We start from the raw sequence: 22,651 nt of genomic DNA, 5'->3' as shown, positions 1-22,651 counted from the left end.
CCGGTACGGGTCCTTCAACCCTGACGGGCCGGTCGGGCCGATTTCCCTGAATGCCTAGCGCACCCTAGCTCACTTATTAAAATGTCCACTTCGCGGCGAAGCGGAGGCTACAAAAGAGTTGATCACAATAAGCAGCCTCGCTTCGAGACGCGTATGATCATCATACTTCATACTTCTGCTCGCTAATTGATCCGGTTTTATGCCGGCTCCTTCGCTCAGCCTCTTGTCAGCTTCCGACCTCGCCAGCAATCGCGCACCGAACCGAACAGCCCCCTGCCCCCGCCTAGCGCGGATTGACACCGGCCATTTCTCCCAAGACATTTTTAATCGTTCTAAGTTGCCGGTATGACAATCACTTGACCGGCTCGGGTTGCTGCTCAACAAGACGGCATGACCAGTGATCCGACGTCTTCACAAGAATTGCAGCTTGGGCACGCCGACCGGGGTTTTGTCGGGACGATCCTGAGGGTGGATGCGACGAGGATTACCTCGTCACTGCCGTCCCATGAGCTCGAGCAGCAACTGGTCGAGATGGGGTTTCTGGAAGGCGCCCGGGTGGAAATCCTGCACGAGGGGACGATCAAACGCGACCCGATCGCTGTGCGCGTTGATAACATCACGATCGCACTGCGCCGGAGCGAAGCCTTGGCTGTTTTCGTAGAATCGGCTGTCTTCGTAGAATCGGCTGTTTTTGTAGAATGACGACAGAAACCCTGCGCCTTGCACTCGTCGGCGCGCCGAACAGCGGCAAGACGGCGCTCTTCAATGCCTTGACCGGCAGCCGGCAGAAAGTCGCCAATTATCCGGGCGTCACCGTTGAGCGGAAATCCGGTGCATTCGTTACGCCTGCTGGCCGCAACGTGACCCTGCTCGACCTGCCTGGCACTTACTCCTTGCGGGGCCGCAGCCCGGATGAAGAGATCACCCGCGACGTCGTGCTCGGCCGTTACCGGGATGAGGCCGTGCCGGATCTCGTTCTGTGCGTCGCCGACGCCACCAATCTGCGCCTCACCTTCCGGCTCGTCCTCGAGCTGAAGCGTACCGGCCGGCCGATGATGCTGGTGCTCAACATGATCGACATTGCGCAGCGGCGCGGCGTCACCTTCGATCTCGACAAGCTGTCCCATGAACTCGGCCTGCCCGTGGTCACATCAATCGCCGTCCGCAAGCACGGCATTGAAGAACTCCTGAAACGCACCGACGCCTTTCTCGACACGTCGTCCGCCCCGGCCAGAGCGTTTTCGAGCGAAGTGGATACCGGTTCACGTGAAGAAAACGCGTCAGAACAAAAATCCAGCGTCGCCCCGTGGACGCCGCCGACCATCGCCGACCTGAAAGCCGCCCAGCGCGAGGCCGACCGCATCATCCGCACGACGGTAACGATGCCGGTCAAGCCGGATTCGATGACCACCCGCGTCGATGCCGTGGTGTTGCATCCCGTTGCCGGCCTCGCCATCCTGGCGCTGATCCTGTTCGTGATGTTTCAGGCAGTGTTCACCTGGGCGCAGCCGGCGATGGATCTGCTCTCGTCGTCATTCGATTCACTCGGCCAACTCGTCCAGCAATTTCTCCCGCCCGGCCTCCTGCAAAGCTTCATACAGAACGGCCTGATCAGCGGCGTCGGCAGCGTGATCGTGTTCCTGCCGCAGATCATCATGATCTTCCTGTTCATCCTGTTGCTGGAAGATTTCGGCTACATGGCGCGCGCGGCGTTCCTGATGGACCGCATCATGGGCGGCGCGGGTCTCCATGGCCGCGCCTTTATCCCGCTGCTGTCGAGCTTTGCCTGCGCCATTCCCGGCATCATGGCCACGCGCGTGATCGACAATCGCCGCGACCGGCTGACCACCATCCTGATCGCGCCGCTGATGACGTGCTCGGCGCGCATCCCCGTCTATACGCTGATCATCTCCGCCTTCATTCCGGCGAAGACCATCTGGGGCTGGGTCAACCTGCAAGGCCTCGTGATGTTCGGGCTTTATGCTGCGGGCATCACCAGCGCCCTCACCGTTTCCGCGGTGGTCAAGTTCTTCATGTGGCGCGACTATCAGCCTGCCCCGTTCATGCTCGAATTGCCGGACTACAAACTGCCGCGGCTCAACAGCATCGCGCTTGGCGTCTACACCCGCGCCAAGATGTTCCTGCAGCGTGCAGGTACCACCATTCTGTCGATGATGGTGCTGATCTGGCTTCTCGCCTCCTTCCCGCAAGCGCCCATCGGCGCCGAGGGTCCCGCGATCAACTATAGCTTCGCCGCGATGATCGGCCACGCGCTGGAGCCGCTGCTGGCACCGATCGGCTTCAATTGGCAGATCGCAGTCGCCCTCATCCCCGGCATGGCGGCACGTGAGGTCGCGGTCGCGGCACTCGGCACGGTTTATTCGATTGAAGGAGGCAAGGAAGCCGCCGAGCAAATCGGACAGGTGCTGGCGCAGAAGTGGCAACTCCCGACAGCGCTGTCGCTGCTCGCCTGGTTCATTTTCGCGCCGCAGTGCGCCTCGACGCTTGCGGTGATCCGGCGCGAGACCGGCAGCACCAAATGGATGGTGGTGACGTTCCTTTACATGTTCGCACTGGCCTATGTCGCAAGCTTTATCGTCTACCACATCGCACGCGCGGCGGGGCTTTAGCGGATAAACCTGTCTCCTGCCCGGTTCGGGGGGCTGGCGCCGAGCGACTTTTTTTGAAAAATTCCTGATCGGGCGCCAAGGTTTTCCGCCCGGGCGGCGTCCTATGCTCGAACGTAACCGGTAACGGAGCCAAGATGAGCATAATCAACGTCAATCTGGAGCGGCAGGTGGGCCGCGCCTCGGACAGAGAGGCAGGCAATGGCCGTCATGACAAACGCTAACCTATTGAATTGTGGACGGCCGGACGGACTCTTCCTCGCGATGGCGATCCTGCCTGCGCCGGCGCCACGCTTCCATTGCGTTGCCGAGGGCGACATCCTGGCCCGCGTACCGTCCTCAGACGAGAGCGATAGCGATCTCGTGGAGAAAGCGAACGGAGGCGATGCTGCCTCTTTCGAGCGGCTGGTGCGCCGCCACTATGATCTCATCCACCGTGTAGCTTGGCGTCAGACCGGCCATCGCGCCGATGCCGAGGACATCGCCCAAACGGTAGTGATGCAACTCGTAGAGCGCTTGGCCACATGGCGTGGCGAAGCAAAATTCACCACCTGGCTGATCGGCATCACCATCAATGCCAGCCACGATCATCGCCGGGGCCAGTCCCGCCTTGGGCAGGCGCGTCAGGCCCTGGCCGGGTGGCTCGGCAGCAGCGAGGCCGCGAGCGAAGCACCTGATCCGATGCGGCACCTTTGGCTCTCGAGCATTCTCAGCCAGCTCGATCCGAAGCTGCGCGCCACCATCGTGCTGGTCGCGGGCGAAGGCTTGAGCCACCGCGAAGCGGCCGAGCAACTGGGCGTTTCAGAAAACACCGTGGCGTGGCGCATGCATGAAGTGCGCAAACGCCTGAGCACTCCTTCCGATGAGGTGATCCGCCATGAGCGTTGATCAAATCCCCGAAACTCTTCCCAACATCGTTCCGTCCAACCGCGCCCGCGAACAAGCTGTCTTCAACGCGGTCGCGGCCTACCAAAAAGCCCATGGACAGCAAACTGCAATGCCAGCCGCGCAGCGCCGGGGATTTTCATTGGTTGCGTTGTTCAAACGGCCAGCGATGCAATTCGCCACTGTCAGCGTGCTGGCCCTCGCCGTCGCGTCGCCTTGGCTTTATTCGCTAACGCGGTTTCCTCTCTCCCAACAATCGAATGCGATTGCCCCCAAGCCGAACACTGCCGATGGCGAACCTGCGCCGTCGCAAGCAGTTGTGCATGCAGCGCCAGAACTCGCTAAGCAATACAGCCCTGTGGAAGAGCCTCCACCGGTGGCAGTTGCTCCCAAAGCACCGCAACCTAACCAGCAAGCGCGTTCAAGCGCCGAGTTGACACTAGATGCGCATAAGCCGAGCGGCGCTGCGGCAGCGCCTCCACCGGGGATCGCGCCCCAACCTGCTGCCGCTCCGCTACAAAATTACGCCATGCGATCGCATCAACAGGAGCCGATGACCCGCAGTATGCGCGAAGGTCGTGGGCCCTCTTCATTCCAGCCCGCCGCTCCCGCCATTGCCGGATCAGACGCCGATAAGAAGCGGTTAATAGCCCCGGACGACAGCGTTGTCAGCACTGACCGCTACGCGCCGCCCTATCAACCGCCCGCCGAGAACCGCGACCAGTTCGCCAATGCACCGGTCAATGGCTTCAAGGACGTCATGCAGGATGCTGTGTCGACCTTTTCAATTGATGTCGATACGGCCTCTTATTCCGTCGTGCGATCGCTATTGACGCGTGGTCAACTGCCTTCGACCCAGGCGGTCCGCACCGAGGAACTGATCAACTATTTCCCCTACGACTATGCTCGTCCGGCTTCCGCCAACGAGCCCTTCGCCACCGATGTCAGCGTCATGCCCAACCCCTGGGCCAAGGGGCGCAAGCTGATCCGCATCGGCATCCAGGGTTATCAGATCAAGACCGAAGAACGGCCGCCGGCCAATCTCGTGTTTCTGGTCGATACGTCAGGCTCGATGGATAGCCCCAACCGGCTGCCGTTGGTGCGGCGATCGCTCGAAATGCTGGTCGAGACCTTGCGGCCGGAGGACCGTGTCGCCATCGTCGCTTATGCGGGGTCGGCAGGGACCGTGCTTGAACCCACAACGGTCAGCAACAAGAACCAGATCCTGATCGCGCTCGACAATCTGAAAGCCGGGGGCTCGACAGCCGGTGGCGAGGGTCTGCAACTGGCCTACAGGCTCGCTGAACGTAACTTCGATCCGAAGGCAGTGAACCGCATCATGCTGGCCACCGATGGCGACTTCAATGTCGGCATCACCAATCGGGACGAGCTGAAAGGTTTTGTCGAAAGCAAGCGCGATAAAGGCATCTTTCTCTCGGTGCTTGGTTTCGGGATGGGCAATCTGAACGACAGCCTGATGCAAGCTTTGGCGCAGAACGGCAATGGTGTCGCCGCTTATATCGACACGTTGGCCGAAGCGCGCAAAGTGATGGTGGACCAGGCTTCAGCCACGCTGTTTCCGATCGCCAAAGATGTGAAGATCCAGGTCGAGTTCAACCCGGCTACGGTGTCTGAATATCGCCTGGTCGGCTATGAAACACGCCTCCTCAATCGCGATGATTTCAACAACGACAAAGTCGATGCGGGCGATGTCGGAGCGGGAGCCAGCGTGACGGCGATCTACGACATCGTGCCAAAAGGCGCGCCGCGTCTGATGGACGAAAGCCGCTATCAGCCTGAGGCGACGCGGCGTCCGGTCGAAGCGGCGTCGCAAACCAGCGAATATGCCTATCTCAAAATTCGCTACAAGCTACCGCAAGCGACGACAAGCACGCTGATGGCCCAGCCGATCACGCTTAAAAATGAAGTGGCCGACATCAGCCAAGCTCCTGAAAGCGCACGCTTCGCGGTGGCCGTGGCAAGCTTTGGCGAATATCTGCGCAATGCCGCGCAGATGGGCGATATGAAGCTGGAAGGGATCATCGATCTCGCCAATGCCGCCAAGGGAGCCGACCCCTATGGCTATCGGGCCGAGTTCGTCAGCCTGGTGCGTGCCGCGCAATCCGCCAAGGGCCGCGACAGATAGTCCATCTGAGGAATAACAAAACGGCGCCACGCCCACCGGTGAACCGGGACGGGCGTGGCGCCACACCCTCTTGTGCACTTTGGGCTGCGCCACTCGTCCTGCGACAGAAACCTTATCAAGCATGACGCGGCGCGACGATCCTGCCCTGCGTGGTCGCAATTCCCATCTCGAGACTGTCGGCGATCCGCCGTGCGCGCTCAACGAAATGCGCAGCCGCCACCGGCGGACAAATCTCCGCCGCGGTTTTCTCGAACAGCCCGAGCCAACGATCGAAATGCGACCGATCCACCGGCAGGCCCAGATGCATCCGCATCGGCTGGCCGTGATAGCGCCCCGTCATCAGCGCCACTGAAGACCAGAAGGCGCAGAGCTTCTGGATGTGATGCTCCCAGTCGGTGATCTTGGACGCAAAGATCGGCCCAAGCACCGGCTCCGCCTGAATGCGCTCGTAGAACTTCCGGACCAGACGCTCGATCATCGGCTCATCGATGCCGGTCTTGTCCATCAGGTCTGCAGTGATCCGCGCGCGGCGCTCGGGTCCACCTTCTGCGGCAACGGTCATTGTTCGATCCTCGATTCACATGCGGCTCATGCCGCGGGACGAATTCCGAAATCCTCCGGGCGGAGCACGAGGTCCGCCAGGGTGTAGCCATCCAGTGTCGACAGGAAGGCACCAAGCGCCTCCTTCAAAACACCACGCAGCCGGCAACGCGGCGTGATCCGGCACTGATTGTCGGGGGTGAAGCATTCGACCATCGCGAAATCCGGCTCAGTCGCGCGGACCACGTCGCCGAGGCGAATTTTGTTCGGGCGCATGGCGAGCGTGAGACCGCCGGAGCGCCCACGCACCGCCTTGAGGTATCCCGCTCTGGTCAACTGATTGACCACCTTCATCAGGTGAGCCTTTGAAATTCCGTAGACTTTCGCCGTCTCCTCGATGGTGATCAACTCGTCACGGCGCGCCGCCGCATACAGCAGCACGCGCAGGGCATAATCGGAAAAGTTCGTCAGTCGCATGCCCTATCCTTTCGGATGGTACCGGCAGCCGGAAAAATCAGGTATAAAAGATATATACAAAATGTTTCTTTTAGCAAGGAGTTGTACGGCGAAGACTTTATGAGAATTTGCAGGAGCTGCTTGGCGCGAAACGGCTTTGCACCGCCATTGATCTATCTCATTGCGCGCACAACAGAATGGATCGACCTGAGGAAACGGCGAGAAATTGTTGAGCGCTGCGATGAAGAGACTTTCAGCTTTCAAACAACAACCTTAGGCTAGGACATCTCGTCCTATCGATTTGACCTGACCTTTCATTTTTCAATGCGAACCGGATCACGATTCCGGTTTTGGGGGCGGCAAGACAATGATCGGACAACTGACCAAGGCTGAACGTCAGTACGCGCTGCTAATTCTGCTGGGGCTTGCGCTTATCGGGCTGATATTCGGCGTCGCAGGCAAGGACGATCCGCTCGGTGTTCACGGCGCTCTCGTTGGCGTCGCAGCGCTCGCGGGCATCTTCAAAGTCATTTCGATCTACTACGATCCTGAGCCCGGTGACGACCGCCTCACCCGCTACTACGACGACCCAACGAAATTCGGCATTATCCTTGCGATGATCTGGGCCGTGTTCGGCCTCTTCATCGGCGACTGGGTGGCATGGCTTTTGGTCAAGCCCGACTTCACCTTTGATGCAGGATGGGCCAGCTTCGGACGGCTGCGCCCCGTTCATACCACGAGCGTGATCTTCGGTTTCGGCGGCAACGCGCTGATCGCCACATCATATTACGTGCTGCAGCGAACATCGCGCGCACGCCTGCCCGATCAGTTGACCCCATGGTTCGTGCTGCTTGGCTACAACCTGTTCTGCGTGCTTGCCGTCACCGGCTACATGATGGGCATCACCCAGTCCAAGGAATACGCGGAGCCGGAATGGTACACGGACATCTGGCTGGAGATCGTGTGGGTCACCTACCTGGTCCTCTACTTGCGAACGCTCGCGCGGCGCAAAGAGCCACACATCTATGTGGCTAACTGGTACTACATGGCCTTCATCCTGGTGGTGGCGATCCTGCACACCGTCAACAATCTCGCCGTCCCTGTCTCGTTCGGAAGCGCCAAGAGCTACTCGCTGTTCTCCGGCGTGCAGGATGCGATGACCGAATGGTGGTACGGCCACAACGCCGTCGCCTTCTTCCTCACCGCCGGCTTCCTCGGCATGATGTACTACTTCCTGCCGGTGCGGGCCGGACGGCCAATCTATTCCTACCGGCTCTCGATCATCAGCTTCTGGGGCATCACCTTCTTCTATATGTGGGCTGGCTCGCACCATTTGCACTACACGGCGCTGCCGCAATGGGTGCAGACGCTGGGCATGACATTCTCGCTGATGCTGCTGATCCCCTCGTGGGCGTCCGCTGCCAACGCGTTGCTGACGCTGAACGGCGCCTGGGACAAGGTGCGCGATGACGCGACGCTGCGCTTCATGATGGTGGCCGCGGTGTTCTACGGCATCACCACGTTCGAAGGATCGTTCCTCGCCATCCGCTCGGTGAACTCGCTCTCGCATTACACCGACTGGACCGTCGGCCACGTCCACGCCGGCGCACTCGGATGGGTAGCGATGATCACGTTCGGATCGATCTACGCCATCGTGCCGTGGCTCTGGAAACGTGAGAGGATGTATTCGTCGCGCCTCGTTGAGGTGCACTTCTGGCTCGCACTGGCCGGCACCGTCGTCTACGTCTTCGCCATGTGGAATTCCGGCATCATCCAGGGGCTGATGTGGCGGACCTACAATGAGAGCGGCACGCTGGCCTATTCCTTCGTGGACTCGCTGATTGCGATGCGCCCCTACTACATCGCGCGCGCCGTCGGCGGATTGCTGTTCCTGATCGGCGGGATCGTCGGCGCCTACAACATCTGGATGACGATCAAGACCGAAAGCGAGCGACGTCCTGAATCCGCCGTCGATGCTCCAGAGCCCGCGCTCGGCGGCTCGGCCGTCCTTCAACCCGGAGAGTAAGCCGTGTTCGGATTGCACTATCGGCTGGAACGCAAAGCCATCGGCCTCACGCTCGGCATCATCCTCGTGGCGAGCATCGGCGGCCTCGTGGAAATCGCCCCGCTCTTCACCATCCACCAGACAGTGGAAGATGCGCCCGACATGCGCGTCTACACGCCGCTCGAACTCGCAGGGCGTAACATCTACATCCGCGAAGGCTGCTACGCGTGCCATTCGCAGATGATCCGCACGCTGCGCGACGAGGTTGAACGCTACGGGCCCTACTCGCTGGCCGTTGAATCGAAATACGACCACCCCATGCTATGGGGATCGAAACGGACGGGCCCGGACCTTGCGCGTATCGGCGGCAAGTATTCGGATGAATGGCATGTCGCCCACCTCAACAATCCGCGCGATGTGCTTTCCGTCTCCGTCATGCCCGCCTATTCATGGCTGCTGAAAACAGCGCTGCGCACCGATGACCTCGGCGCGCACCTGAGGGCCCAGCGCGCCGTTGGCGTACCCTACACCGATGACATGATCGCGAATGCGAGCAAGGACGCTTACGGCCAGGCCGCGCCGGATTCACCTTTCGCCGACGGTGTCACCCAGCGCTACGGTAAGGCCACCACGGTCCGCGCCTTCGACGGCAAGCCCGGCGATCTGACCGAAATGGATGCGCTGGTCGCATATCTTCAGGTGCTCGGCCGCCTCACCGAGGCGGCGCATAAATCCGTCGCCGACGTTGCGAGGTGATCATGGATCTCGGACACGATACGCTCGTTTGGTTCTCGAAGTCGTTCGGATTGTTTTATCTGATCGCGCTCGCGATCATCGTTGTCATCTACGCCTACTGGCCCTCGAACAAGACAACGTTCGATAAGGCTGCAAAGTCGATCCTGCGCAATGAGGATCGGCCATGAGCGCAGAAGAACGCGACAAACACACCGGTTATCTCACCACCGGACACGAGTGGAACGGCATCAAGGAATTGAACACGCCCGTTCCGCGCCCGGTGTATTTTTTCCTGCTGGCGGCGTTTCTGTATTCGGTCGGCTATTGGGTGCTGATGCCAGCTTGGCCGCTCGGCGTCAGCTACACCAAAGGTCTGCTCGGCCTCGACCAGCGCAACATCGTGCAGGACTCGCTGAAACAGGCGGCGCTGGGCCGCAGTGTTTGGGCGAAGCAGATCGAGGCCAAGAGCTATCAAGACATTCAGGCTGACCCTGCGCTGATGAAGATCGTGCGCACCACCGGCCGCACACTGTTCGGCGATAATTGCGCGGTGTGCCACGGCCTCAATGCCAAGGGCGGCGCCGGCTTCCCGAACCTGACCACCGCCTCGTGGCTATGGGGCGGCGATCCGGAGGCCATTGCCGAGACCATCCGCGTCGGCATCAACTCTCCGCATCCCGACAGCCGCACCTCGCAGATGCCCGCCTTCGGCCATGACGGGATCATCAAGCCTGCCGAGGTCGACAAGGTGGTGGCGTTCGTACGGTCACTCTCCGAACCGTCGTCTGTGAAGACGGCGAAGCCCGGCGATGTAGAGGCCGGCAAGGACGTCTTCGCCGCAAACTGCGCCGCCTGTCATGGTGAGGACGCCAGGGGCAAGAGTGACATGGGCGCGCCGAATCTCACCGATAAATTCTGGATCTATGGCGGTGACACCCAGACCATCACCAACACCGTGTGGAGCGGGCGGCAAGGTCACATGCCGTCCTGGGACGGCCGCCTGACACCGCTCGACCGCAAGATCCTGGCGCTCTATCTGGTCGATCAGAGGATGCCCAACCAATGACCGGTACGGTGGCATCGCATAGCGCATGGAAGACGAGATCCCTCGTCTGGCTGTCGGTCAGCCTCGGGCTGATTGTGCTGGTCGCCGCCAACGCGCATCTGGTTTACGTGGCCGTGTCCACGCAGCCCGATTGCGTCGCACATGTGAGGCACGGCCAAGGTAACGGCACAACCAGCTTCAGTGCGGCGACCTCGTCGTGCTCGTCGAAATTAACCAAAGCGCAGGTGGAGTGATCGACATGACCATGCTCCCATCCGTCATGCCTCCGCTTCCCACGAAGAACCGCTGGCAGCGCTCGCTTGCTCCCTCCGATGCCTTCACGTGGCTCGAAAAGGGTTGGCATGACCTGACCGTGCAACCGATGACGAGCCTGAGCTATGGCCTGCTGATCTTCCTCGTGTCCGTCGCCATCGTCGGCGGATTGTTTCGCTTAGGCTGGGACTACATCCTGTTTCCAGCGTTCGCCGGCTTCATGGTGGTGGGCCCGATCCTCGCGGTCGGCCTGTATGAGAAAAGCCGCCGCCTCGCCGCAGGCCTGCCCGTCAGCCTCGCCAACATGATCTTCGTCAGGCCGCAGTCCGGCGGACAGATCCTGTTTGCGGGCGTGCTGCTGTGTTTGCTGATGATCACCTGGATGCGCGCAGCCGTGATCGTCTACGCTCTGTTTTTCGGATTGGTGCCGTTTCCCGGCCTGGAGCACATTGCGCCGATGCTGTTCACCACACCGGTCGGCTGGGCGATGCTCGTCGTCGGCAGCGCCATCGGCGGACTGTTCGCGGCGTTCTCGTTTGCCATCAGTGCGTTTTCAATTCCGATGATGCTGGATAAGCGCGTCGACGCTCTCACTGCCATGGGCACGAGCACGGCGCTGGTCTGGAACAATCTGCCCGTGATGCTGACATGGGGCGCCATTGTGCTGGCGCTATTCCTGCTTTCGCTTGCCACCGGAATGCTTGGCCTGATCATCGTGTTTCCCGTGCTTGGGCACGGCACGTGGCACGCTTATCGGGCGATGGCCGACGAAGCGGTTTTGTAAAGGCGCGCCGCCGGCACATGACCAGCGGCGTTCAGAAACGGAGTGCCGATGAGTTGTTGTGCGCCCGGCGCTGAACTAGCTCTCGCGGTGTCTGATCCCCACACCGAGAACGAGGAAGTGCTGCTCGCGAGCCGCACGGTCGGCGACGGCATTCGCCAGACCGATCTCTCGGTACCGGGCATTCATTGCGGCGGCTGCATCCAGAAAGTCGAGAAAGCACTTGGCGCTCTTCCCGGTGTGGAGAACGCGCGTGTCAATCTCTCCACCAAGCGCGTCGCGATCCGCTGGCAGGCGGACAAGCCGCCTGCGCCGTTTGTCGAAGCACTTAGTAAGATCGGTTACGACGCCCATCTCTACGACACGGGTACGGACAAGACTGACGGTACGCTGACAGAGCTGATCCGCGCGCTCGCAGTCGCAGGCTTTGCCGCCAGCAACATCATGCTGCTGTCGGTATCGATCTGGTCCGGCGCGGAAGATTCAACCCGCAACCTGTTTCACTGGATCTCCGCGCTGATCGCCTTCCCCGCACTGGTCTATTCCGGCCGCGTGTTCTTTTCCTCCGCATGGCGCGCCCTGCGCCACGGCCAGACCAACATGGACGTCCCGATCTCCATCGGCGTACTGCTCGCCTTCGGCATGAGCCTTTACGAGACGATCCATCACGAAGCACACGCTTATTTCGACGCGGCGATCTCGCTGCTGTTCTTCCTGCTGATCGGCCGCACACTTGATTACATGATGCGCGAGCGCGCACGAACCGCCGTCCGAGGACTGGCGCGCCTGTCCTCACGCGGCGCTCTGGTGGTGCAGGACGACGGCACCCATGCCTATTTGCCGGTCAACGAAATCCAGCCGGGCATGCACATCCTGCTGGCGGCGGGTGAGCGCGTGCCGGTCGATGCCCGCGTTGAAACAGGACAATCCGAGATCGATTGGGCATTAGTGTCCGGCGAGAGCCTGCCGCAGCCAGTTGCGCCAGGGGCGATGTTGTCCGCAGGTACGCTGAACCTGACCGGCCCGCTTTCCATTGTCTCAACAGCAGCAGCGAAAGATTCATTCCTCTCCGAGATGATGCGGATGATGGAAGCCGCCGAAGCCGGACGTTCTGTCTATCGGCGCATCGCCGACCGCGCTTCGCGTCTCTACGCGCCGGTCGTGCACCTCACAGCGCTGCTGACGTTCATCGGCTGGATGATCGTGGAAGGCGACCTGCATCGCGCAGCAACCATTGCCATCGCCGTGCTGATCATCACCTGCCCCTGCGCGCTGGGTCTTGCTGTGCCCATGGTGCAGGTGGTCGCTGCGCGGCGTCTGTTCGAGAGCGGTGTCATGGTCAAGGACGGCGGCGCACTGGAGCGTATCGCCGAAATCGACACCGTGATCTTTGACAAGACCGGAACGCTGACCATGGATCGCCTGCGGCTCATCAACCGCGACGCCATCGATCCCGTCGCACTTGCCATCGCAACCTCCATCGCCGCTCACTCGCGCCATCCCTATTCAAAGGCACTTGCCGCCGCGGGCCGGGATGGCGCGATCGCGCCAATCGCTCTGAACGACGTGTCAGAGCAACCCGGCGCAGGATTGCAGGCCGCCATCGGCACAACGATCTACAGGCTCGGCCGGGCGGATTGGGCCCTCACAAATCCATCCGATAAGACCTCTACCACAGGCGTTGTTTTGTCGGAGAACGGACGACTGCGTGCGGCTTTCCATTTCGACAGCGATCTTCGCCCCGATGTCCGCGAGGCCGTGCTCGCCATCTCCAATCGTGGATGCCGCGTCGAGATCATGTCCGGCGACCGCGACGAACCGGTGCGGCATCTCGCATCGGATCTCGGACTTCCGTATCGCGCAGGTGTTTCTCCAGCCGACAAGACCAAACACATCGTCGAGCTGACGGAAGCAGGACAGCGCGTGCTGATGGTCGGCGACGGCCTCAACGACACGCCCGCGCTCGTCGCCGCCCATGCATCCATGGCCCCCGCGACTGCCGCCGATGTCGGACGCAATGCCGCCGATCTCGTCTTCCTGCACGACAGTCTGTTGGCTGTGCCTCAGGCGATCGCGGTCGCCCGCAATGCGCGCCAGCTCGTGCGTCAGAACCTCATCCTCGCCATTGGCTATAACGCCATTGCAGTGCCGATCGCGATCCTCGGCCACGTGACGCCGCTGGTGGCGGCAGTGGCGATGTCTGCGTCGTCGCTGCTGGTCATCGCCAACGCCCTGCGCCTGAACAGTTGGCGCTTCCGCGAAGAACCGAACGCGGATACCGCTCGGCTTGATCTCTCCACGCTCACGATGGAGAAAGCCCGATGACGGATTTCTTCTACCTGATCCCCATTGCGCTCGCGCTCGGCGCCATCGCGCTTGGCGCGTTCATGTGGTCGCTGCGAAGCGGGCAATATGACGATCTCGCGGGCGCTGCCGAACGAATTCTGTTCGAGGACCGGGACGGCCCCGGGAATTCGGCCCTGGCGCCCGGAGAAAAGCCACCTCTCCGCAATTGATTTCAGTAAAAGCGCTCTTTTCGTCCGGTCCCCGACATTTCCGGGCTCGTGCCTGTTGACCGCCGCGCGCGTAAGGTTGACAAGACGATAAAGACCAGTACGGGTATTTAACCCTCCTTAATCGCTTGTCTTCACTGACATTTTAAGCTCTTCGCGTACGGCTGGGAAATGATCGTCATCGACTATAATTCCCTGCTTGTCGCGCTGAGTTTCTGCAGCGCTGGCCTCGCGTTCACATTCTTTGTGAGCTGGCTGGTCTCTCGCAGTGATCGCGTGTTGATGACGTGGGCCATCGGCGCGCTGCTGATCGTCGTCAGCCTGCTGATTTACAGCGAATTTGTCAGGCAATTCTCTCCGCATGTAGGCGTGCTCGGCTTTGGCACCCTGCTCGCCGGCCTCACCTTCCTGCTGGGGGCCGGCTATCAATTCCGGACCGGCGTTCTGCCTCTCGGAACAATGGCCGTTGTCGCAGCCGTAACGACTGCAGCCATGGCGGTGCCCATGCTGCAAGGATATGACGGCATCTCCTACATTGTGTTCAATCTCGGTGCCGCCGCCATCCTGTTTTATACCGCGTGGGATTATTGGTATTGGCGCGCGGAATCTCCGCTGCTGATTATCACTCTTTCCGGCCTCTACGCGCTCACCGGCCTTTCGTTCGTGCTTTGCGCGGCCGTCCTGGTCCATGACCGAAGCTGGGTAATGGGCCACGCGCCGGAAACCTGGGCAGAGAATATCAATCTCGGCGTTTCGCTTGCCAGCATTGCATCCATGGGCGCGCTGTCGCTCGGCCTCAATCAGGTGCGCGATGCGCGACGCCACAAACGGAATGCCGAAACCGACGTTCTGACTGGACTGTCCAACCGTCGCGCGTTGCTCGATCGAACACAAAACCTTCCCGCTCCGGTCGCCGCCATCGTCTTCGATATCGATCATTTCAAGCCGGTGAACGACCGGCACGGACATGAGATCGGTGACGTCGTGCTACAGAGGTTCGGGGCGCTGCTGGAAGCCAGCATCCGCGATGGCGACATTGCTGCGCGTCTCGGCGGTGAGGAATTCGCCGTGATCCTGCCCGGCGGGAATGTCGCTGCTGCCACACTGGTGGCCGAGCGCATGCGCCAGAGTTTCGCCGAGTGGCGGTTTCAGTCGCCAACTGGCGCGTTCACCAATACGGTCAGCGCAGGTATTTCATACAGCGTGGATGGACAGCCGGATCTCGCAGGCTTGCTTCGCGAAGCCGACGCCGCTTTGTATGAGGCCAAGCGCACCGGCCGCAATCGCGTCGTCGTCTATTCGGCAAAGATAGGCCTGGACCCGAACGGCAAGCCGTTAGCCGAAGTACTGCAGTTGCGCGCCTGATAGTCTGAGGCTTGCGCCTCGCATTCCGATCAGGCGACCATCGGCTTCTGGTGGGCAATACCATCATCGACCGGCATCGGCGTAACGCCTGCAATGCCCTGCGCATGACGGCTGAGAAGCCCTGCAAGCGTGTCGCAGTCCACCGCCTTCGAATACAGGAACCCTTGCCCGAGAAGACATCCTGCGGCTTCCAGCAGAGCGGCCTGCTCTTGCGTCTCGATACCTTCCGCGACAATGCGCATGCCGAGCTTATTGGCGAGGCCGATAAGCGCCTCCGCGATCGCCATGCACGGATTTCCAGGCGCGAGATCGGAGACGAACGAGCGATCGATCTTGATATTGTTGGCCGGTATGGATTTCAGATGCGTCAGCGACGCATAACCGGTGCCGAAGTCGTCGAGCGAGATGCTCAGACCGAAATCACGCAGTTTCTTGACTTCCCGCGCGGTGATCCGATCGTGATTCCCCATGTAGACGCTTTCGTTGATCTCCAGCGTAATCAGGTTCAATGGCACGGCATTCTTACCGAAAGTCGCTGCGATCTTGTCGAGCAGATCGCCAGCATGCAGATCCGCCGTGGAAACGTTTACGCCGACTTTCTGTAACGACAGCCCGTCGTCGAGCCACCGGCGCATATCTGCGCTGATGATCGACATCATCCGGCTGGTGAGCGCCCCTGCGATACGCACGTCGGACATCGCGTCCTGAAACGCGGCCGCTGTCACGATGGCACCGCTTGTGGTTCTCAACCGGCACAGCGCTTCGAACCCGATGATCTCGCGGCTGTCGAGACGAACCACCGGCTGGTAATAAGCCAGAATCCGGTTGTCCGCGATCGCGGCCGTCAAATCATGGATCGCGGTGCGGCGATGGCTGATGCGACTGTCGATTCCGGGCCAGTAGCGAACATAGCCGCCACGTCCGGTTTCCTTGGCGTGATAGAGCGCGAAGTCGGCGTTCTGCCGCACGGCCAGCGCGTCGGCATCGTCGGCCGAGATCACCGCGCTGCCGATCGTGGCCTGCGGGATGATGACCTGACCGCAAAAATCCACCGGTGCTGCGATCGCTGCGAGTACGCGCTCAGCCGCAGCGGCGAGATCGCGAAGCGAATCCTGATGCTGCACAATGACGGCGAACTCGTCGCCGCCGAGCCGGAACGTGACGTCCGGCGCCATTACGCGCGAAATTCGACATGCGACAGATTCGAGCAAAGCATCGCCCGCCTGATGCCCGAACGTGTCGTTGATGATTTTGAGGTTGTCGAGATCGATCATGAACAGCGCCCAGCTTCCGGGGCCACGGCTTGGTACGCGCGACAGCGCGGCATCGAAAGCCGCGCGATTGGCGAGACCTGTCAATGCATCGACAAATGTACGGCGTTCGCGCGCGACGAAGCGTTCATTCCGCTCGAACGCGATCACGAACAGGCGATGGAAGATCTCCATCAACCGTCGCTCCCGGGTGCCTGGGCCTCGCATCTCAGGGAAATAGAAAGCCAGCACTGCGATGGCGTGGCCGTTATCGTCGCAAATGGGCACGGACCAGCAGGCCCGGACGCCGAGCGACAGAAAGACATCCTTGACGCGCGCAAACTTCGGATCGTGTTCGATGTCCTGAACGAACACCTGGGTTCTCATATACGCGGCGGAGCCGCATGATCCGACATCTGGCCCGACGAGCGAACCCTCAAATCCCTTGTTGAGTGCTTCGGGAAAACTGGGACCAATGCACGTGCCGATACAATTGTTGCGCTCGACCGTTGCTGTGGAGCATCGAACGCCCGGCAACATTCGCTCGATCTCGCGGCACAGCCTCTCGATCGTCGGACGAAATGTCTCGCCTCGCGCGATCATCTCGAGAATGGTGTTCTGAAGCCGGAGCACTGGCTCACCTGCCGTTTCTTCTTTCGGGCGTAGAGGTATCAAATGCAGGTAAAGCCGCCGTTGGCAAAGGCGCTGAATGGTTCGTTAATTCACGTCAAGGCATTGAAAACTGCTGGAACTCACGCAATCGAATGCAAGCCCAAGATTTTGTCGTTGTGAATTGTTTGTGACACGCTGCGATGCGCGCAGACCGTTCGAGTGTGCGGCGCAATACGTCATGCGCTGACAGAGATGGCCTTTAATGCGCCGAGAGAGTCAGTGTAGCCTTCCCGCAGAACCGCGTAGACGGTTCGTTCTTCGGAGACTCATGAAACTATCTCGTCGCCAATTTTTGCCATTAGCTGCCGGTGCGGTTGCGCTGCCTGCTGTTTCGCGCGTCGCAAGGGCTGAAGGCTATCCGACACGGCCTGTTCGCTTCATTGTCGGTTATCCGCCGGGCGGCGCCGCCGATATCACGGCGCGCCTGATGGGCCAATGGCTGTCGGACCGGCTCGGCCAGCCGTTCGTGATCGAGAACCGGCCGGGCGGCGGCACCAACATCGCCACCGAGCAGGTCGTGCATGCGGACCCCGACGGCTACACGCTGATACTCGTGGCACCGGCCAACGCCATCAATGCGTCGCTCTACGACAAGCTGAATTTCAATTTCCTCCGCGACATCGAGCCGGTCGCCGGCATCATCCGTTTCCCGAACGTCGTGGTGGTGAACCCACAGCTGCCGATCAAGACGATTCCCGAATTGATCGCCTACGCGAAGGCCAATCCCGGCAAGCTCAACATGGCATCGTCCGGCAATGGATCGACCATCCACATGTCAGGCGAACTGTTCAAGATGCTCGCGGGCGTCAACATGGTTCACGTACCGTATCGCGGCGGGGCGCCAGCGCTGACCGATCTCATGGGCGGACAGGTGCAGGTGATGTTCGACAACATCCCGACCTCCATCGAGCACATCCGGTCCGGCTCGCTGCGCGGATTGGCCGTCACCAGCACCCAGCGATCTGCGCAATTGCCGGACCTGCCGACCGTTGCCGACTTCCTGCCGGGTTATGAAGCGAGCGCCTGGTACGGCATCGGCGCGCCGAAGAACACGCCGGTCGAGATCAAGGAAAAGCTGAACAAAGAGGTCAACGAAATCCTTAAGGATCCGAAGGCCCAGGCGAAGCTGGCAGAGCTTGGTGCCTTCCTGCTGCCCGGATCATCCGCAGACTTCGGCAAACTTCTCGCTGACGAGACCGAGAAATGGGCCAAGGTGGTCAAGTTCGCCGGTGCCAAGGTGGATTGAGGTTGCGGACATCTATGCCACAATCAAAAGCGGCGGATATCGCACTCCGCCGTTTGTTGTTCTAAGTCGTCGTAGCGTCATCTCGCACGAAATCGGAAACACCACACAGCCCCGGTATGGGCATTGCGGAAGTCTGAATAGTTGGCCGCTTTACCTCTTCTTGGCGCCCGTGCGCGTCAGACTCTTGATCGCGAGCGGTGGGCGACCGGATTTCTCTGCGATCTCGCGATCCTGCTCCATAATAAAGCCACGGGCAGGCTCATCCTTGTCCAGGCCACTGAGCAATTCGGCCGGTACACGCCTGTTTGAACGCTGCGAACCGTCCTCATAGACGACATCGAAGAAGGCAAATTCGCCTTTGGGATTGGTTCCGGGTTTCTTGGCCATGGCGCCTTGTGTTCGATGCGGCGACACAAGTCAAAGCAAATATCCCCAAACCCAGCGCGCCACCGAATTTGTCCCCTTAATAAATGCGACCTCCGTGACGGTATTTAAGGCCGCTTTGGGAACATCCCGCCCCTTTTAATGTTAAGCCAACATACCCGCACATCCACTGTCATGTGCGCCCTGTGATTGACCTGTATACGCCGACGGGCACGAGGTCATCCGGTTAGCCCCGCAACTGAGACTTGAGCAGATCCGGCAGCAATGCCGGGCGATCCGTAACGTGTTCGCCCCTGCCCCACCCGATGGAGCTTTGATGGGACAACCACTCTCCAAAAGAACGACCAACCGCGCAGAAACCAGCCGCGGCCTCACCATGGCCATTCGGTTTCCAACAAAGCTGCGCGGCGCTGTCGTGAAGTGGGCCGAGAACCAGCCGGATGCCCCTCAAATCCCCACCGCTGTCCGCCGCCTGGTCGAATTGGGATTGGCCGCGGAGCAAGCGGCCACCGAAGGCAGATCAACCAAACGAACACGCAATTCCAATCAGCAAGCCCGCGCGTCCGAAATGGCCGGCAAGGTTATCGACGACATGATCGACGGCGCGGCAGCAGAAGAGGACAAGGTTTATCGTAAGCGGCGATTGATCAAGGGCCCGGACGAATTTCAAAAAATTCGAGACGATCGGAAAAAGTCGACCAAACAACAGCGCGACGTTTGAAAACAACGACCTGTATAGATGTCAGCCTTTCAAGATCTGACATTGAAAGACTTCATCACCACCTCTTCTCGGCGGTCATTGTGATCCTCGAACTTCTCGCCACGGGAGAAAAGCATGGGTCAGGCCGATATCTACCGAAATAAAGCAGCCGAACTGACACGCGAACTCGCCTCAATAAAATCCTTGAGCCAGAGTGCGAAAATTCGCCGTGAACGCGATACCTACATCATGCTTGCAAACAGTGAAGATTGGCTCGACGGAAAGATTGGGGAGGCAAATCACGGAAAGATCAAGGAGACAAATCAATGACCGACCATGTCTATCCAGTTCATTTTCGGCGTCGCTTCGAACAACGATGGGCCGCACGCTTTGCAACCGCGGCTGCTGTTAAACCGGCTAAACCTCGCAAACACGTCGCGAAGGCGTCTCCGAATCAGACTACGATTGAGGCGAGTCAGATTGTAAAAAAGCGGATTGATCACGCGTAGCGGCAGCCCGTCCACGTGAAAATTGGCCAGATCTACCGACTATTTCCTCATTGTCGTCGCGCCGATTCTCGCTTCGGCGTATTGCAATCGCCAGCGTTCAACAACTTATCGCTGACTTACATGGAGCCAGGACGATGAGACAGTCGAACATTTTCAGGGAGAATGCCGAAAACTGCATGCGGCTCTCGGAGCAGGCAACAAGGGAACAGGATTGCCTGCGGTATCGCCGCATGGCTCATGCATGGACCGCATTAGCCAATGAGCAAGACTGGCTCGACGGCGAAATCATAACGGCCAACGACAACCATCAAATTATTATTCACGGGCCCAACTCTCGCCGCTAACCAGATCAGAGTTCGCTTCCGCCAAGAAAGGCAGGAAAAGATGAAATCTCACAGAATGAACGCTCGCAAAGCACTTCTGCCGAGAGCAGCACATGATCCCCATCGCAGTCTTACGGCGGAGTTGGAGGCACTCACGCTCCTGCGCGAAAAAGTTCGACTAACCGAAGCGCGCCTCCGAAAGAGGACCTCCCCGATCGCGCACCCCGCAAGATTATGTTTGTTGCCGTGATGATATTTCTGCCTCTCGCCCCCTTAGCGATTTTTATGACTGTCGGCACAAATGCACAGCAGCTAGATTGCCGGGACTTCCAGAGAGTTCTCAACGGCTCATGGACTCCCATCAGGCAAATTTTAGTTCTTGGCCCCGTCGGCGATGTTGCAATTGGCCCTACCGACAGGTTCGATCCGGGCATCCCTTTTAAAGGAGTTGATTTCGCAACACTGCTAAATGCCAAGTGCGACAATCCATCCTGACGGCAACGATCGCCGTCAACGCAGCGCAAGTATTGTCTGAATTCAGCGTGCAAGCCTTTCATCGATCGGAGCCGCGCGACTTAAGCGCATCTCGCGGCGACGTCCGCGCATTATTCACCGCTGTCATCGCTCTCAGATGTAAGACGAGCGAAATCCGCAAGCACGGCCGCGACGAGATCGCGGTGTCGGCTGTCTTGGGGACCTAGCGAACCAGCATACAAATTCAGCAGGTAGCGCGCCTTGGCAGCCGCCTCGTCCCATGTAGTTGCAGGCGTGTCTATAAGATGTGCTTCGATCTCGGCTTGCCGCTCACGCATGAGCGCTGAATGCTGTTCCGCTTCGGCGAGAACCCGCCGGAGATCCGTGGCTTTCTGGGCGGCCATTCCCCGATGTGCATCAAGATCAACTGGGTGATCGCTCATGGCATACTCGCATCGGCCAACTGTGCATCCGACAAATCAACAGATCCGATGGAGATCATCTCCATCGATGACCCACGCTCGCTGGGTAACAGGATCAACGTGGCAACGCGCCGATAAACGGGAAAGGAAATCCCCTCGATCATTTCTTCGTCGGTGACCACTTCATAGCTTCCAGCGGGGATCGTTCGGTCAACGCCCTTAATACGCGCTGGATGTTTGAAAGTGACCATTTCTCGTCGCGTTCTGGTGGTCATCGATCCACTCCGCTCTACGTGACGCATCAAAATTCGTGTGGATTGTGCGCCTTTCCGATCCGGATAGCTACATAAACACGAACGATGAGCGAAAATGGGGCACGGCGCTGCTGGAGCTTCAAGCGATCCGGCACGGTGACATCGATTGCAGTGGATATGCAACTGCACAGCCGACGACGAACTCGACACAGTTGATGTTCACGCGCTTTACCCGCGGCCCGCCGGACCTTCTCTGAGCGAGACTTCCCTCCAAGTAAAAAGGCTCGGCAATCCGCCGAGCCCTCATCTCAATTGCTCTGCGAAATTACTTCTGCTGAGCGGGTTTCGCGTCGCCCTGCTTATTTTCTTGATTCTGCTGAGGCGCTGCTGGAGTGGCCTGATCCGGCGCAACTGCGGGCTTCGGAGTATCGGCAGCAACGGCTGGTGAATTCGACATTTGAATATCCTTTAAGACACGCTTGGGGAAATCCCCCCGCGTCCTTTGAACTTGGCTATCGGAATGTCGATTACAACGTAGCGCCTGCCTTATTCGGACGAATAACCCGTTTCGCGTGAAATAAGTAGATAGCTATTTACGACGGAAAGGCGCAGGGTTCGAAAACGTTCTTTTTCTGCACTTGTTTCCACGCGGTATGCCAACGCTCGTCTTTGCGTTTGATGTGCGGGAAACAGTGACATTCATTCTATCTCATCAAAAACAGCGAAACGCGCGTCGATTGTTTTCCGCGAACAATGGATCCTGAAACCGACATGACGTTCTGCGGGAACGGGAGAATTTAGACGTGGTCGAAATTTCAATGCAAAATCTATCCTCGCGTCACGTGAAAGCCGAAGAGGCCAAACGCCTCGGTGTAACCTCTGGCTGGTATAGCACGAAAGTTAGCGGCACCTTTGTGACAGGTCCGCACGCCACCGACCAGGAATGCCTTCGCAAGATCGCAGAGCTCAATCCGCTACCGGCAAAAAAGATTAAGGCGCCGACATCGCGGTAATTTTTAAGCCGTCGAGATTCCACACGTTGACAG

General features: G+C 59.6%; 25 protein-coding genes. 18 read left to right on the top strand and 7 right to left on the bottom strand.

The window, feature by feature from the left end; all coding sequences use genetic code 11:
- The first annotated feature begins 390 nt into the window (after nt 1-390).
- The 4 genes from ACZ5C3_RS12620 to ACZ5C3_RS12605 all read left to right on the top strand — a co-directional run bounded on the left by ACZ5C3_RS12620 (nt 391) and on the right by ACZ5C3_RS12605 (nt 5,658).
- Nucleotides 391-702 (top strand): FeoA family protein, encoded by a 312-nt coding sequence (locus tag ACZ5C3_RS12620; RefSeq protein WP_464037994.1) that lies wholly within the window; start codon nt 391-393, stop codon nt 700-702.
- A complete protein-coding gene (gene feoB, locus ACZ5C3_RS12615) occupies nt 699-2,630 on the top strand; it encodes a ferrous iron transport protein B (RefSeq protein WP_464037993.1) in 1,932 nt (643 codons plus the stop codon). Before ACZ5C3_RS12620 ends, feoB begins: the two co-directional genes overlap by 4 nt.
- A 198-nt stretch (nt 2,631-2,828) precedes the next feature.
- A complete protein-coding gene (locus ACZ5C3_RS12610; RefSeq protein ID WP_464037992.1) occupies nt 2,829-3,515 on the top strand; it encodes an RNA polymerase sigma factor in 687 nt (228 codons plus the stop codon).
- Nucleotides 3,505-5,658: a vWA domain-containing protein gene (locus ACZ5C3_RS12605; RefSeq protein ID WP_464044736.1), complete on the top strand. Its 2,154-nt coding sequence runs from the start codon at nt 3,505-3,507 to the stop codon at nt 5,656-5,658. The genes ACZ5C3_RS12610 and ACZ5C3_RS12605 overlap by 11 nt, the downstream gene beginning before the upstream one ends.
- Nucleotides 5,659-5,773: 115 nt before the next feature.
- Here the strand turns inward: ACZ5C3_RS12605 and ACZ5C3_RS12600 are convergent, their stop codons facing one another.
- Nucleotides 5,774-6,220: a group III truncated hemoglobin gene (locus ACZ5C3_RS12600; protein ID WP_464037990.1), complete on the bottom strand. Its 447-nt coding sequence runs from the start codon at nt 6,218-6,220 to the stop codon at nt 5,774-5,776.
- A gap of 26 nt (nt 6,221-6,246) precedes the next feature.
- Complete coding sequence (locus tag ACZ5C3_RS12595) at nt 6,247-6,675, bottom strand: RrF2 family transcriptional regulator (protein WP_464037989.1); 429 nt, start codon at nt 6,673-6,675, stop codon at nt 6,247-6,249.
- A gap of 346 nt (nt 6,676-7,021) precedes the next feature.
- Here ACZ5C3_RS12595 and ccoN point away from each other — a divergent pair, with 346 nt between their 5' ends.
- The 9 genes from ccoN (at nt 7,022) to ACZ5C3_RS12550 (ending at nt 15,371) form a co-directional block, all read left to right on the top strand.
- The gene (gene ccoN, locus ACZ5C3_RS12590; protein WP_464037988.1) at nt 7,022-8,680 is read left to right on the top strand and encodes a cytochrome-c oxidase, cbb3-type subunit I; all 1,659 of its coding nucleotides are present in this window, start codon (nt 7,022-7,024) and stop codon (nt 8,678-8,680) included.
- A gap of 3 nt (nt 8,681-8,683) precedes the next feature.
- Complete coding sequence (gene ccoO / locus ACZ5C3_RS12585; RefSeq protein WP_464037987.1) at nt 8,684-9,415, top strand: cytochrome-c oxidase, cbb3-type subunit II; 732 nt, start codon at nt 8,684-8,686, stop codon at nt 9,413-9,415.
- Between the two features lie 2 nt (nt 9,416-9,417).
- Complete coding sequence (locus tag ACZ5C3_RS12580) at nt 9,418-9,582, top strand: cbb3-type cytochrome oxidase subunit 3 (protein WP_464037986.1); 165 nt, start codon at nt 9,418-9,420, stop codon at nt 9,580-9,582.
- Entirely contained in the window at nt 9,579-10,460 is an 882-nt protein-coding gene (ccoP, locus tag ACZ5C3_RS12575) for a cytochrome-c oxidase, cbb3-type subunit III (RefSeq protein ID WP_464044735.1), read from the top strand. Before ACZ5C3_RS12580 ends, ccoP begins: the two co-directional genes overlap by 4 nt.
- The gene (locus ACZ5C3_RS12570; protein WP_464037985.1) at nt 10,457-10,693 is read left to right on the top strand and encodes a hypothetical protein; all 237 of its coding nucleotides are present in this window, start codon (nt 10,457-10,459) and stop codon (nt 10,691-10,693) included. Before ccoP ends, ACZ5C3_RS12570 begins: the two co-directional genes overlap by 4 nt.
- Before the next feature lie 5 nt (nt 10,694-10,698).
- Nucleotides 10,699-11,496 carry a DUF2189 domain-containing protein gene (locus ACZ5C3_RS12565; protein ID WP_464037984.1) on the top strand — a complete coding sequence of 266 codons (798 nt, stop codon included), beginning with the start codon at nt 10,699-10,701 and terminating at the stop codon, nt 11,494-11,496.
- A 48-nt stretch (nt 11,497-11,544) separates the two neighbouring features.
- On the top strand, nt 11,545-13,818 hold the full coding sequence (locus ACZ5C3_RS12560; RefSeq protein WP_464037983.1) for a cation-translocating P-type ATPase: 2,274 nt from the start codon (nt 11,545-11,547) through the stop codon (nt 13,816-13,818).
- Nucleotides 13,815-14,009: a cbb3-type cytochrome oxidase assembly protein CcoS gene (ccoS, locus tag ACZ5C3_RS12555; RefSeq protein ID WP_464037982.1), complete on the top strand. Its 195-nt coding sequence runs from the start codon at nt 13,815-13,817 to the stop codon at nt 14,007-14,009. Before ACZ5C3_RS12560 ends, ccoS begins: the two co-directional genes overlap by 4 nt.
- Before the next feature lie 168 nt (nt 14,010-14,177).
- Complete coding sequence (locus ACZ5C3_RS12550; protein WP_464037981.1) at nt 14,178-15,371, top strand: GGDEF domain-containing protein; 1,194 nt, start codon at nt 14,178-14,180, stop codon at nt 15,369-15,371.
- Nucleotides 15,372-15,400: 29 nt separating this feature from the next.
- Here ACZ5C3_RS12550 and ACZ5C3_RS12545 read toward each other — a convergent pair whose 3' ends face one another.
- Nucleotides 15,401-17,254: a putative bifunctional diguanylate cyclase/phosphodiesterase gene (locus ACZ5C3_RS12545; protein ID WP_464037980.1), complete on the bottom strand. Its 1,854-nt coding sequence runs from the start codon at nt 17,252-17,254 to the stop codon at nt 15,401-15,403.
- Between the two features lie 307 nt (nt 17,255-17,561).
- Between ACZ5C3_RS12545 and ACZ5C3_RS12540 the strand changes: the two genes are divergently transcribed.
- Entirely contained in the window at nt 17,562-18,539 is a 978-nt protein-coding gene (locus ACZ5C3_RS12540) for a Bug family tripartite tricarboxylate transporter substrate binding protein (protein ID WP_464037979.1), read from the top strand.
- Between the two features lie 150 nt (nt 18,540-18,689).
- Here ACZ5C3_RS12540 and ACZ5C3_RS12535 read toward each other — a convergent pair whose 3' ends face one another.
- Complete coding sequence (locus ACZ5C3_RS12535; protein ID WP_464037978.1) at nt 18,690-18,926, bottom strand: hypothetical protein; 237 nt, start codon at nt 18,924-18,926, stop codon at nt 18,690-18,692.
- 313 nt (nt 18,927-19,239) lie between these two features.
- Here ACZ5C3_RS12535 and ACZ5C3_RS12530 point away from each other — a divergent pair, with 313 nt between their 5' ends.
- From ACZ5C3_RS12530 to ACZ5C3_RS12520, 3 genes are all read left to right on the top strand, one after another.
- Nucleotides 19,240-19,644, top strand: a complete 405-nt coding sequence (locus ACZ5C3_RS12530; RefSeq protein ID WP_464037977.1) for a hypothetical protein — start codon at nt 19,240-19,242, stop codon at nt 19,642-19,644.
- Between the two features lie 114 nt (nt 19,645-19,758).
- Nucleotides 19,759-19,953 carry a hypothetical protein gene (locus tag ACZ5C3_RS12525; RefSeq protein WP_464037976.1) on the top strand — a complete coding sequence of 65 codons (195 nt, stop codon included), beginning with the start codon at nt 19,759-19,761 and terminating at the stop codon, nt 19,951-19,953.
- A gap of 313 nt (nt 19,954-20,266) precedes the next feature.
- Nucleotides 20,267-20,476: a hypothetical protein gene (locus ACZ5C3_RS12520; RefSeq protein WP_464037975.1), complete on the top strand. Its 210-nt coding sequence runs from the start codon at nt 20,267-20,269 to the stop codon at nt 20,474-20,476.
- A 584-nt stretch (nt 20,477-21,060) separates the two neighbouring features.
- Here the strand turns inward: ACZ5C3_RS12520 and ACZ5C3_RS12515 are convergent.
- The 3 genes from ACZ5C3_RS12515 to ACZ5C3_RS12505 form a co-directional block, all read right to left on the bottom strand.
- A complete protein-coding gene (locus ACZ5C3_RS12515) occupies nt 21,061-21,372 on the bottom strand; it encodes a hypothetical protein (protein ID WP_464037974.1) in 312 nt (103 codons plus the stop codon).
- A complete protein-coding gene (locus ACZ5C3_RS12510) occupies nt 21,369-21,626 on the bottom strand; it encodes a hypothetical protein (protein WP_464037973.1) in 258 nt (85 codons plus the stop codon). The genes ACZ5C3_RS12515 and ACZ5C3_RS12510 overlap by 4 nt, the downstream gene beginning before the upstream one ends.
- Before the next feature lie 304 nt (nt 21,627-21,930).
- Nucleotides 21,931-22,062, bottom strand: coding sequence for a hypothetical protein (locus ACZ5C3_RS12505; protein WP_464037972.1), 132 nt, complete (start codon nt 22,060-22,062; stop codon nt 21,931-21,933).
- A 361-nt stretch (nt 22,063-22,423) separates the two neighbouring features.
- On the opposite strand from ACZ5C3_RS12505, the gene ACZ5C3_RS12500 reads away from it, so the two are divergent.
- Complete coding sequence (locus tag ACZ5C3_RS12500; RefSeq protein WP_464038329.1) at nt 22,424-22,618, top strand: hypothetical protein; 195 nt, start codon at nt 22,424-22,426, stop codon at nt 22,616-22,618.
- Nucleotides 22,619-22,651: the final 33 nt, after the last annotated feature.

The sequence above is a fragment of the Afipia dichlorophenoxyacetatis genome (genome assembly GCF_055386385.1).
Note: the sequence above shows the minus strand (reverse complement) of the source record. Positions and strands in the feature narration are given on the sequence as shown.

Bases quoted from the DNA above. Each gene is read 5' to 3' on its own strand.
- ACZ5C3_RS12550 (WP_464037981.1), top strand. From the start codon at position 14,178: ATGATCGTCATCGACTATAATTCCCTGCTTGTCGCGCTGAGTTTCTGC.
- ACZ5C3_RS12505 (WP_464037972.1), bottom strand. From the start codon at position 22,062: ATGTCGAATTCACCAGCCGTTGCTGCCGATACTCCGAAGCCCGCAGTT.
- ACZ5C3_RS12525 (WP_464037976.1), top strand. From the start codon at position 19,759: ATGGGTCAGGCCGATATCTACCGAAATAAAGCAGCCGAACTGACACGC.
- ACZ5C3_RS12620 (WP_464037994.1), top strand. From the start codon at position 391: ATGACCAGTGATCCGACGTCTTCACAAGAATTGCAGCTTGGGCACGCC.
- ACZ5C3_RS12510 (WP_464037973.1), bottom strand. From the start codon at position 21,626: ATGACCACCAGAACGCGACGAGAAATGGTCACTTTCAAACATCCAGCG.
- ACZ5C3_RS12530 (WP_464037977.1), top strand. From the start codon at position 19,240: ATGGGACAACCACTCTCCAAAAGAACGACCAACCGCGCAGAAACCAGC.
- ACZ5C3_RS12500 (WP_464038329.1), top strand. From the start codon at position 22,424: ATGCAAAATCTATCCTCGCGTCACGTGAAAGCCGAAGAGGCCAAACGC.
- feoB (WP_464037993.1), top strand. From the start codon at position 699: ATGACGACAGAAACCCTGCGCCTTGCACTCGTCGGCGCGCCGAACAGC.
- ACZ5C3_RS12610 (WP_464037992.1), top strand. From the start codon at position 2,829: ATGGCCGTCATGACAAACGCTAACCTATTGAATTGTGGACGGCCGGAC.
- ACZ5C3_RS12560 (WP_464037983.1), top strand. From the start codon at position 11,545: ATGAGTTGTTGTGCGCCCGGCGCTGAACTAGCTCTCGCGGTGTCTGAT.
- ACZ5C3_RS12535 (WP_464037978.1), bottom strand. From the start codon at position 18,926: ATGGCCAAGAAACCCGGAACCAATCCCAAAGGCGAATTTGCCTTCTTC.
- ACZ5C3_RS12595 (WP_464037989.1), bottom strand. From the start codon at position 6,675: ATGCGACTGACGAACTTTTCCGATTATGCCCTGCGCGTGCTGCTGTAT.
- ACZ5C3_RS12570 (WP_464037985.1), top strand. From the start codon at position 10,457: ATGACCGGTACGGTGGCATCGCATAGCGCATGGAAGACGAGATCCCTC.
- ccoP (WP_464044735.1), top strand. From the start codon at position 9,579: ATGAGCGCAGAAGAACGCGACAAACACACCGGTTATCTCACCACCGGA.
- ACZ5C3_RS12520 (WP_464037975.1), top strand. From the start codon at position 20,267: ATGAGACAGTCGAACATTTTCAGGGAGAATGCCGAAAACTGCATGCGG.
- ACZ5C3_RS12565 (WP_464037984.1), top strand. From the start codon at position 10,699: ATGACCATGCTCCCATCCGTCATGCCTCCGCTTCCCACGAAGAACCGC.
- ccoN (WP_464037988.1), top strand. From the start codon at position 7,022: ATGATCGGACAACTGACCAAGGCTGAACGTCAGTACGCGCTGCTAATT.
- ACZ5C3_RS12600 (WP_464037990.1), bottom strand. From the start codon at position 6,220: ATGACCGTTGCCGCAGAAGGTGGACCCGAGCGCCGCGCGCGGATCACT.
- ACZ5C3_RS12540 (WP_464037979.1), top strand. From the start codon at position 17,562: ATGAAACTATCTCGTCGCCAATTTTTGCCATTAGCTGCCGGTGCGGTT.
- ccoS (WP_464037982.1), top strand. From the start codon at position 13,815: ATGACGGATTTCTTCTACCTGATCCCCATTGCGCTCGCGCTCGGCGCC.
- ACZ5C3_RS12515 (WP_464037974.1), bottom strand. From the start codon at position 21,372: ATGAGCGATCACCCAGTTGATCTTGATGCACATCGGGGAATGGCCGCC.
- ACZ5C3_RS12580 (WP_464037986.1), top strand. From the start codon at position 9,418: ATGGATCTCGGACACGATACGCTCGTTTGGTTCTCGAAGTCGTTCGGA.
- ACZ5C3_RS12605 (WP_464044736.1), top strand. From the start codon at position 3,505: ATGAGCGTTGATCAAATCCCCGAAACTCTTCCCAACATCGTTCCGTCC.